Source organism: Candidatus Thermoplasmatota archaeon (assembly GCA_030018475.1).
Lineage (GTDB): Archaea > Thermoplasmatota > JASEFT01 > JASEFT01 > JASEFT01 > JASEFT01.
The window spans coordinates 1-9714 of record JASEFT010000049.1 but is presented as its reverse complement, the minus strand read 5'-3'; the positions used below and the strand labels follow the sequence as shown (position 1 = coordinate 9714).

The 9714-nt window shown below is 38.5% G+C and carries 11 protein-coding genes and 3 tRNA genes; 11 read left to right on the top strand and 3 right to left on the bottom strand.

Annotated features, from left to right (window positions below):
- Window positions 1-89: 89 nt before the first annotated feature.
- A tRNA-Ser gene (locus QMD21_06370) sits at window positions 90-198 on the bottom strand.
- A gap of 47 nt (window positions 199-245) precedes the next feature.
- On the opposite strand from QMD21_06370, the gene QMD21_06365 reads away from it, so the two are divergent.
- The 3 genes from QMD21_06365 to QMD21_06355 all read left to right on the top strand — a co-directional run bounded on the left by QMD21_06365 (window position 246) and on the right by QMD21_06355 (window position 2164).
- Complete coding sequence (locus tag QMD21_06365; GenBank protein MDI6856386.1) at window positions 246-452, top strand: MoaD/ThiS family protein; 207 nt, start codon at window positions 246-248, stop codon at window positions 450-452.
- Window positions 453-735, top strand: a tRNA-Glu gene (locus QMD21_06360).
- A 37-nt stretch (window positions 736-772) separates the two neighbouring features.
- Complete coding sequence (locus QMD21_06355; protein ID MDI6856385.1) at window positions 773-2164, top strand: hypothetical protein; 1392 nt, start codon at window positions 773-775, stop codon at window positions 2162-2164.
- A gap of 8 nt (window positions 2165-2172) precedes the next feature.
- On the opposite strand, the gene pyrE is transcribed toward QMD21_06355, so the two are convergent.
- A complete protein-coding gene (gene pyrE, locus QMD21_06350; GenBank protein MDI6856384.1) occupies window positions 2173-2682 on the bottom strand; it encodes an orotate phosphoribosyltransferase in 510 nt (169 codons plus the stop codon).
- A gap of 4 nt (window positions 2683-2686) precedes the next feature.
- Entirely contained in the window at window positions 2687-3259 is a 573-nt protein-coding gene (locus tag QMD21_06345) for a CDP-2,3-bis-(O-geranylgeranyl)-sn-glycerol synthase (GenBank protein MDI6856383.1), read from the bottom strand.
- A gap of 56 nt (window positions 3260-3315) precedes the next feature.
- Here QMD21_06345 and lysS point away from each other — a divergent pair, with 56 nt between their 5' ends.
- From lysS to QMD21_06305, 8 genes are all read left to right on the top strand, one after another.
- Entirely contained in the window at window positions 3316-4914 is a 1599-nt protein-coding gene (gene lysS / locus QMD21_06340) for a lysine--tRNA ligase (GenBank protein MDI6856382.1), read from the top strand.
- 82 nt (window positions 4915-4996) lie between these two features.
- Window positions 4997-5069: transfer RNA gene (locus tag QMD21_06335), tRNA-Gln, on the top strand.
- Between the two features lie 41 nt (window positions 5070-5110).
- Complete coding sequence (locus tag QMD21_06330) at window positions 5111-5440, top strand: hypothetical protein (protein MDI6856381.1); 330 nt, start codon at window positions 5111-5113, stop codon at window positions 5438-5440.
- Window positions 5441-6154 carry an RNA methyltransferase gene (locus QMD21_06325; protein MDI6856380.1) on the top strand — a complete coding sequence of 238 codons (714 nt, stop codon included), beginning with the start codon at window positions 5441-5443 and terminating at the stop codon, window positions 6152-6154.
- Between the two features lie 45 nt (window positions 6155-6199).
- A complete protein-coding gene (locus QMD21_06320) occupies window positions 6200-6664 on the top strand; it encodes an arginine decarboxylase, pyruvoyl-dependent (protein MDI6856379.1) in 465 nt (154 codons plus the stop codon).
- A gap of 41 nt (window positions 6665-6705) precedes the next feature.
- Window positions 6706-8487 (top strand): C25 family cysteine peptidase, encoded by a 1782-nt coding sequence (locus QMD21_06315; protein ID MDI6856378.1) that lies wholly within the window; start codon window positions 6706-6708, stop codon window positions 8485-8487.
- 61 nt (window positions 8488-8548) lie between these two features.
- Window positions 8549-9229, top strand: a complete 681-nt coding sequence (gene tpiA / locus QMD21_06310) for a triose-phosphate isomerase (protein MDI6856377.1) — start codon at window positions 8549-8551, stop codon at window positions 9227-9229.
- 86 nt (window positions 9230-9315) lie between these two features.
- Window positions 9316-9714 (top strand): carboxypeptidase-like regulatory domain-containing protein (locus QMD21_06305; protein ID MDI6856376.1); only part of this gene is annotated, 399 nt, incomplete at its 3' end.

Here is a 9714-nt window from a genome sequence, read left to right as displayed (position 1 = left end):
GTACGGCATACAAAATATTTAATTTATACTCGGAAAAACACCTTCGGAACTACTGATTCAATTAAAAATATTTTGCCTATTATAAAAAGCGCCGGGAGTGAGATTTCCGAAAGCTCCAGGCTTCTTTCGAACTCACGAAGTGCTCGACGCACAAACGGCTCTCGAGGCCGCCGCTTTCAACCACTTAGCTATCCCGGCTTTCTATAATAGAAAGATTAAATACTGCGTGAGATATAATTGTATCGATGCTGGTTAAAGTAATTTTAACCCCTGAGAAAGAGCGAAAGGAAGTAGAACTACCGAAAAATACAAAAATTTACGATTTAGTTAAAAAACTAAATTTGAATCCCGACACGGTAATAGTACTAAGAGGCGATACACCAGTACCAATTGATGATGTATTGGACAAGGAAGAAACTCTAGAAATTGTAAGAGTAATTTCTGGAGGTTGAGCTCCTGTAGTCTAGTCCGGATAAGGATTGCGGCCTTTCGTAGCCCGCGAACACTTTCTCTTTTCTACTACAGAACTCCGTCACATCGTACGGAATCGCAAAGCGATTCCGCAGATGTAAAGAAAAGTGAAAGGGCTCATGGAGAGCCGCCGACCCGGGTTCAAAGAAGCTTTTACTACGGAATTGCAAAGCAATTCCGTACGTTCGTATGGAATTTTGTAAAAATTCCATAGATTGAGCTGACAAAAAAGCCGGCTCAGCTCTGGAAATCCCGGCAGGAGCATTTAAAATAAAAAAGAGGCAGAAGAAGAGGAATTTATATGACTGAAAAAGTAGGTGTTTTAGTTGTAAGCTACGGCGCGCGAGAAGCTGCAATTGTAGATGCACTTTGTAGATCCGAAAATTACAAAGTTAAAATTTACGATGCAGACAAACAGAGAAACCCATTTATACTCGAAAGATGCGAAGCCTACGAAATCACAGGAAGTAATTTAGATAAAATTTGCGAATTCGCTAAAAAAAACAAGGAAAATATAGATTTTGCAATTGTTGGCTATGAAGAGCCTATAATTAAGGGGGTACGTAATATTTTAGAAAAGGAAACAAATATTCCGGTAATATGCCCTACAAAAGAATATGCGGTAGAAGGCAGTAAAGTCTACCAGCGATTTTTGTTAGAAGAATGCGCTCCTAACTGCAATCCTAAATTTAAAGTATTCTACCCAAAGGACTATAGCACAGTAGAAGAGGCAAAAGAAGAGCTGTTGAAGTGGTTAAAAGAACTTAATACCGAAGTAGCTGTAAAACCAGATACCCCAGCTATGGGTAAAGGAGTTGGCGTCTGGGGAGACCATTTCAATACAAAAGAAGAGCTTTGGGAGCATTTTTTGAGTATTTATAAAAACTGTGGAGTAATTGTAGAAGAAAAGATTAAAGGCGAAGAGTTCAGTTTGCAATTCTTTTCAGATGGCAAGCATCTAGTGGCTACTCCTGCGGTACGCGACTATAAAAGAGCATTCGACAACGATTTAGGAGCTAACACTGGCGGAATGGGCTCTTATAAAGCTGAAAAAGAATATATGCCTTGGATGGAAGAAAAAGATTGGCGTGATGCAATTGAAATAGGAACTAAAATTTTCAAAAAGCTAAGGGGCAACAGTAACAATATTGGTCTAAGAGGTGTGCCGCTCTATGTTGCTTTCACATGCACTTCAGAAGGATTGAAAATATTCGAACTCAATTCTAGGCCTGGCGACCCAGAAATACAAAATTTACTGCCTATTCTAGAAGATGATTTTGTAGAAATATGCTTTGCAGTACTTGAGGGAAAACTTAGTGAGCTCAAATTTGCGCCTAAAGCGACGGTAGCAACTTACGCAGTACCTATGACTTATGGCGGCTATAGAACTAAATATTCTGGTGATAGAGTTGTTGATCTCAGCGGTGCATACAAGCTAACGGAGAAATACAAAGATAATATTAGGGTATATCCAGGCTCTTTAGAGTTATGTGAGGATGGGAAAATTCGTGCGCTAGGCTCTAGAGCTGTATGCGTAGTGGGTATTGGTGCTACAATAGAAGAGGCCAGAGAAATTTCGTTAGCAGGTATAAAAGCAATTGACGGCGCTCTATGGAATCGCTGGGATATTGCATCTAAAGCACATATAGAAAGGAGTAGGGAGCATTTGAAAAAGCTAAGGATGAATTTGTAATAATGTTTTCATTTCATCAGCTCACTTACCTTAATCAAAGAAATTAACTCAATATCATTTTCTTTCAATAAACTCTCAGCACCTTCTTCTCTATCAACCACTACAATTGCTCTCTTAACGATTGCGCCTCTCTCTCTAACTGCATTTACAACTTTAAGAATAGAATTGCCAGTGGTAGCTACGTCTTCTATTACAACCACATACTCTCCTTCCTTGAGTTCTCCTTCAATTTGCTTGCTTGTGCCGTGCTCTCGTAACTCCTTCCTTAAAATAACAAAAGGAATTTTTGCTTTAAGTGCAACTGCTGTAGCAATAGGCACAGCGCCTAACTCTATACACGCAATTTTCTCCTCTTTACCGCTAAGCTTTCCGGTAAGCTCTTTCGCGAGCTTGCTAAGTATTTTAGGGTTAAGCGATGCAGCTTTTATGTCTATATAGTAATTGCTTTCTTTTCCTGAGGTGAGTTTGAACTTGCCAAATTTTATTGCTCCACACTCTTTAAGCATTTCTTTCAGCATATTCTCACCAGGGCACCTTCTTCTTACCCAATTTATAGCCTATCACATTCACAACTCTATGGAATAATGGCGTTACAAGTAATATAAAAATTATGTGCGGAAGCTTAAAATACCTAAAGAACCAGTCGTTGGAAAAGATTATTAAAAAAAGCCATGCTCCGAGCACAAAATCTAACTGATCTAGAATCATTAACTTCTTTCCACGCTCTATACCGAGCCTGCGCTTTACAAAACTTTTTAATAGGTCGCCGAACATTGCGCCAAAGCACAGACAGAAAAGAATGATAACAAAACTAGTATTGGTATCAAACTCAGGAATGAAATTATTATAGTAATTGTAAATTTTTGCAATATTTAGTGAAACAATCTGCGCGCTTCCTACACCCATACCTATAATTATTCCGCCTATTAATCCAAGCCAAGTTTTACCATCGCCGAAAATTCGTTTGTTATCAAAAAAAGTCCTACCCAAATCTACTGGCTTGCCGCCGCCAACAAGTACCGCAGAAGAATTAGAAACGTATGCAGGTAGCATTAGCCAGAACGATTGCAATATGACTACCAAACATTCAAGCACGAGTTAATAATATATCAGAAAGATTTTAATCTTTCCTAACCTTTCTTTGTAAATACATGCACTGGGTAGATGTAGTTGCAGAAGAGTTGCTTAAAAAAGGCAAAAAACACAAAATTGCCAGCGGCACTTCTATCTCAGGCTCTATACATATTGGCAATGCGGGCGATGTGATAATCGCTCATGCAATTGCTAGAGCTATAACTGAAAAAGGCGGTAGCGCAAATTGTATTTGGATAATGGATGACGTAGATGCGCTTAGAAGCATTCCTCAGCCTATTCCAAAAGAATTTGATAAATATTTAGGTATCCCTGTATCAAGTTTGCCGTGCCCTTTCAATTGCTGCTCTTCATTTGTAGAGCATTTCACAAAGCCTTTTATTAAGACTTTAGCTGAGCTAGGAATTAAGCCTGAAATTTATTCTGATTTAGAGCTTTATAAGAAAGGAATTTACCTGCCCTATACTAAAATAGCAATTGAAAAATCTAAAGAGCTAATAAAAATATTGAAAGAAGTTTCGGGCGCTCAAAAACCATTGGATTGGCTACCATTTGAACCTATCTGTGAAAAGTGCGGTAAAATTGCAACAACACACGCTTATCAATTTGATGGTGAAAATATTCTTTATAAATGTGTTGGCGGAATTGCTGGCAGAAAGAAAATAATTGGGTGTAACTACGAAGGTGCCAGTAGCTTAAGAAACGGTAAATTGCCCTGGCGTATAGAGTGGGCTGCACGCTGGAAATTTTTAAATATAACTTGCGAGCCTTTGGGTAAAGAGCATTCTGCTGCAGGAGGCTCCTACGATACTGCAAAGTTAATTGCTAAAGAGATTTATTGCTACGAGCCACCGTATCCTGTATTCTACGAGCATATAATGGTTGATGGAAAGAAAATGTCTAAATCTCTAGGCAATATTATTACTACAGAACAAATGCTAGAATGCGTTGAACCTCAAGTCATAAAATATCTGTTCTTCAGAACGAAGCCCACAAAGCATAAAGATATTGATATGAATTATAGCTTACTCAGGCTTGCAGAAGATTATGAGCGTACTGAAAGGATTTATTACGGCATTGAAAAATACGCATTGGAAAAGGAAATATCAGATATAAAAAGAAGTTATGAGCTTGCTCAGCTCGGGAAGCCTGCTGAAAAATTCTGTCAGCTTGAATACTCTCATTTGGTGATTTTAGTGCAGCTCGCTAAAGATTTTCCAAGCTTGCTGGCAATTTTAAACAGGCTCGGTATAAAGCCTGACAGAGAATTTGAGCGAATGCTAGAGGATAAATATAAACGCGCAATTAACTGGCTAGGTAAGTATGCGCCTGAGCAGTTTAAATTCGAAGTCAAGGAAACATTGCCTCTTGTAGATCTGAGCAGATCTCAAAAAGAATTTCTCAGAAAATTTGCTGAGGAGCTTAAAATTGTAGAGTTCACTCCTATACAGATACATAATAAAATTCACGAACTTTCAAAGGAATTGGGTATTGAGCCTAAGAGAAGCTTTGAAGCACTGTATAAAATACTACTGAACAGAGAAGAAGGTCCTAGACTTGGCTATTTGCTTGCATCGCTGGGTAGAGAATTTGTGCTCCAGAGAATTGAGGAAGCGATAGAGAAGCTGAGAGAACAATCGAAAATTTTTAAGAAATAGTAGAGCTATTTACTTAAACTTCGCATAGAATCTCAACGTTAAAATCCAGACTAGAAATTCCAAGTTGCGGAATTTACTGGACAGCCCCGTGGTGTAGCGGTCAATCATATCAGGCTTTGGACCTGGTGACGGAGGTTCGAATCCTCTCGGGGCTATCCCAAACATTAATTAATTAGAAAATCTATTCTTGATTACCATGAGCTTGCTTGAAGAGCATTTAAAAAGCATGGTCGGCAAGGATATTGTAGTGGTAATGGTTGACGGGCAAGCTTTTAAAGGCAAACTTGTAAATTACGATGGCGAATCCATTGTTTTAGATAACGTTATGGAAGCTAGAGCTACAGATGCTAGATGGCGAGAAGCGCTTGTAACAGTCCCTATTATGGGCTATGAAGCTGAGGCAGGCGGCGGTATAATGATTGGCGATACTGGCACAAGCATGCTAAAACTCACCACAGTAATTGTTAGAATTCCACATATTACTAGAGTTTGGATTTGGGCACCTAAAAAGCCTGAGGGATATTAGTTGTTTTCTGTCATTCTTGTAGAGCCTAAATATGATGGTAATATAGGTGCAGTTGCAAGGGTAATGAAAAATTTTTCGTTCTCAAACTTGATATTGGTAAAGCCCTGCAAAATTGGCGAAGAAGCTTATAAAAGAGCAATGCATGGTGTAGATATTCTAGAAAATGCAAAAGTAGTAACTAATTTTGAAGAAGCTATAGCTCGGCTAGATTATGCAATAGGCACTACAAGTATTGCAAATATCTCAGAAAGAAAGTATTTGAGAATTGCACTCACGCCAAGCGAACTTGCAGAAAAAGTCGCTAAGCTAAATGCTGATATAGGCTTGATATTTGGAAAAGAAGATTTTGGACTGAGCAAAGAGGAGCTAAAAAAATGCGATTTGTTAGTGAGCATTCCGTGTGATAAAGAATATCCGGTAATGAATGTAGCGCATGCTGCAGCCGTAATTTTATATGAGTTAAGGAAGGCAGGCACTAAAATAAAAACAGCAAAGCGTGCAAGTAAATTTGAAACGACAATCTTGTTTAATAAATTCTCCGAACTACTCGATTTGATAGACTACCCAGAGCACAGAAAAGACAATACAAGAATTATGTTTAGGAGAATTATAGGAAGGGCAACGCTATCGCAACGCGAATTTTATAATTTAGCTGGTATTTTAAGTAGAGCTAGCAAACTAATAAAAGAGGAAAAAAAAATGCGAAAATATTAAGTTGCTAGAAACTGTTTATTGTATCGAGTAAAGGAAGACAAAGAAATGCTTGAAGTACCAACTAAATTTTTCGTTACTTCTGGCAAAGCAATAAGTAGGGTTACAGACCTTAACGCATTCGACAAAGCGTTGCTTAATGCAGGTATTGGCGAGCAAAATATTATATCAGTTTCTTCTATACTCCCAGGCGCAATAAAGCAAGTGCCCAAGAAGAAATTGCCGACAGGAGCTCTAGTGCAGTGTGTACTAGCTCAAATGCGCGGTAGCGAAGGTGAAACTATTTCTGCAGGTATAGCTTATGCATTTAGAAAAGACAGACAAGGAGGCTACGTGGCAGAGGGTCATGGGCATATGAACAAAAGAGCTATGAAAGAAATTTTGCAATGGAAGTTAGAAGAAATGGCTAAGCTGAGAGGCGTTGAGCTAGGATCTATTAGATATAAAATAGAGGAGCTTTCCATACCTATGGACCATTACGGTGCTTGCTTGGCTGCCGTGGTCTATATTTAAAGTTATAAATTTTTATACATGCAAAGCTATAATTAAAAGTAATGAAACTAAAGAAGCTCGTAGCAGTAATAATTATTATTTCCATTATAGTTGCAAGCGCTTATTATTTACTAGCTTACGCTAAAAAACCTAGCTTTGAAGATTTACTCAACTCTAGATCCGAGCGCAAGTTAGGGAGCACAACAATAATTGTTTCTAATATGTCTTATTTTGCTCTTATAGGAACGCCGGTAGCATTGTATTACGATAGAGAAGAGAAATTATTATCTCCTCTAGTTGTAGAGGGCGAGCAATCAGATAATTTTCTAGCTATTTTCAGTCCTGAGAGCAGCTTTAGGCTGGAGGGCGAAGCTGAAAGCGCTTCCATTGCTGCTGCAGAGCGTTTCTGGAAGAGCAGCGATGGAGCGATAATTTTGCAGCCTCAAGCTTATGAAATTGCACTTACTATTGCACCTTTAGCTTCTTATCTAAATATACCAGTGCTCGTAACAGAAAATGTTAATAACATTGTGCCAACCCTCAAAGCACTTAATGTAAAATACACAGTTGTATGCGGCGAGCTCTCAGGTTACGGAAAAAGTTGGAAGCTTAACTCTATCCAAGAGGCGCAAGAGCTATTACTAGATTTTATGTACAAAAGATTTGGAAGCTTTAATTATATTGTATTAACAAACCCAAAAGATACGCACTCTGAGCACGGGCTCTCGAAAATATCTTGTCTAGCACCTTACTTAGCAGCTGGTAGAACCGGTATTGTAGTAGCTTCTTCGCATGAACGCTTGCCTGAAGATGCTTTTGTAAATTTTAAAGAGCGTGAAGAGGAAATAGCAGCAATGGCAAATAATATTACTGTAAAAATAAAAGTCGATTTAAATAACGTACTTAATAAAACAAAAAAGTTCGAAAAGTTTTTCCAAAGTTATCTTGAAAATCCTTATATCGCAATTTTAGGCTGTCCTTATTCTATACCTTTTTATTACAAATATGTTGATATCGGTGATGATAAAAAATGGATTGCTACTGACGACTACTATTCAAATTTAGATGAAAACGAATTCACTGTAGAGCTTGCTTCCGGAAGACCTATTGCACTAAGTCTCAGTGCAACTTCATGCCTTCTCTCTAGAAGTTTATGCTATGATAAGTACAAAGAAAATTATAACGAAGGTGCCGGAGCTACTACAACAAATAATTTAGCAAACACAGAATGGAAGAGCGCTGGCTACGTGGGCAGCGGTGACGACTGGAATGGCGCTATCTGGATGATGAGGCCTGAGCATGCTCGAGCTCACAGATACTTACTACAAAATGATTATTTTGTTTATACAACTAAAAGAAGGCTTAGTGGCGAAACTGTAGCGCAGGATATTTTAAAACTTTATACATCTTCTAGTATGATTTATGTGATGGCGCATGGCTCGCCAAGCGGCTACAATATGGTAGACAGTATTGAAGGTGAAGACGTGCAGGAATGGGGCTTGCTGGGACCTTCTGTTTTAATATTAATTTCATGCTCCGCAGGTAGAATTGATGTTGAAGACATTGACAAAACAATTTCGCTGTCTTTTATGAGTGTAGGCACTAATGCTTATATTGCTGGTACTAGAACAGAATGGACTGAAGGCTCGCCTGAAATTAGCTTTTATTGCTTGAGATCGCTCGTAAGCGAAGATGCAGCTGTTGGAATTGCATTTAGAGATGCAAAAAACTATTTCGTTAAAGAATATGTAGAGACTGGTAAGCTTGATTATTATCATGCAGGTATAAAGCAGCTCTATGCTGAGCCTGCTTTTAATCCTTACACGCCAAATATAGAAGGCTAAGCCGAAGATTTTATACTTGCGTAAATAGTTCTTTGCCTTATTCAGAGCGATGAGAGAAGAAATAAAAAAAATGAGAACGCCAGTTATTGTAATAAACTTCAAAGCTTATACTGAGATCATAGGAAGAAAAGGATTAGAGCTTGCAAAACTTTGTGAAAAAATAAGTTATGAAAATGAAGTTGAAATTGCAATAGCGCCTCAAAATGTAGATTTAGGATTGATAGCAAAGGAAGTGAAAATACCTGTACTTGCGCAGCATGTAGATGCTATAGAGCCTGGCTCTAAAACAGGTCATATAACTTGCGAAGCTATAAAAGCAGTAGGCGCTAAAGGCACTTTAATAAATCATTCTGAGAAAAGATTGCTGCTGGCAGATATTGAGTTCATTGTAAAGAAATGTAAAGCTCTTGAACTTGTAAGTGTAGTATGCACTAACAATCTTGAGGTAAGTAAAGCATGCTCTTTGCTAGCGCCCGATTTTATAGCAATAGAGCCTCCTGAACTTATAGGGGGCGAGATTGCAGTTACTACTGCAGACCCTGAAATTGTAAGAGGCGCTGTAACTGAGATTAAGAAATTGAATTCAAAAGTTAGCGTATTGTGCGGAGCAGGTATAAAGAATGGTAAAGACGTAGCCAAAGCTTTAGAGTTAGGCACTTCCGGAGTGCTTTTAGCAAGTGGAGTTATTAAAGCTAAAGATCAAAGAAAAGCTTTAGAAGATTTAGTGAGCGGAATGAAATAAAAAACAAACAGAAAAAAATATCTCGCCCTCGAAAACGAAACCTTTATAAACCACCAAATATCTACTTTGTTCAAGGTGGTCGAAAAATGAAAAAAGCGGCTAAAATAATTGGAATAACAATAGTGTGCATGCTGATAGCGAGCGCGTTGAGTATAGTGAGTATAGGAAATGTAGAGAAAGGGATAAAAAGCCCTGAGACAGTGTGGTTGCAAGGGTATACCGTAGATGAGACCGGTGCGCCGGTAGCCTATATAACGATATGGGCTTACGGCGGCGATCCCGGGAATTACTCGAGTGTCACATCTGATGAAACTGGTGAATATAACTTTACTGCCCTAAACATAGGAAGTTACTCTCTTGTAGCTTGGAATGCGACCCAAGGATTACTTTCTGGGCCTCTTACTCTCACCTTAGAAGCCAACACTTCTAGCTACAATATTACAGTAGGAGCTATTCCGGCAAAGGTAAACACAATTGAGTATACA

Coding starts and splice junctions, on each gene's coding strand:
- QMD21_06365 (MDI6856386.1), top strand. CDS start 246: ATGCTGGTTAAAGTAATTTTAACCCCTGAGAAAGAGCGAAAGGAAGTA.
- QMD21_06330 (MDI6856381.1), top strand. CDS start 5,111: ATGAGCTTGCTTGAAGAGCATTTAAAAAGCATGGTCGGCAAGGATATT.
- pyrE (MDI6856384.1), bottom strand. CDS start 2,682: ATGCTGAAAGAAATGCTTAAAGAGTGTGGAGCAATAAAATTTGGCAAG.
- QMD21_06355 (MDI6856385.1), top strand. CDS start 773: ATGACTGAAAAAGTAGGTGTTTTAGTTGTAAGCTACGGCGCGCGAGAA.
- QMD21_06320 (MDI6856379.1), top strand. CDS start 6,200: ATGCTTGAAGTACCAACTAAATTTTTCGTTACTTCTGGCAAAGCAATA.
- QMD21_06315 (MDI6856378.1), top strand. CDS start 6,706: ATGAAACTAAAGAAGCTCGTAGCAGTAATAATTATTATTTCCATTATA.
- lysS (MDI6856382.1), top strand. CDS start 3,316: ATGCACTGGGTAGATGTAGTTGCAGAAGAGTTGCTTAAAAAAGGCAAA.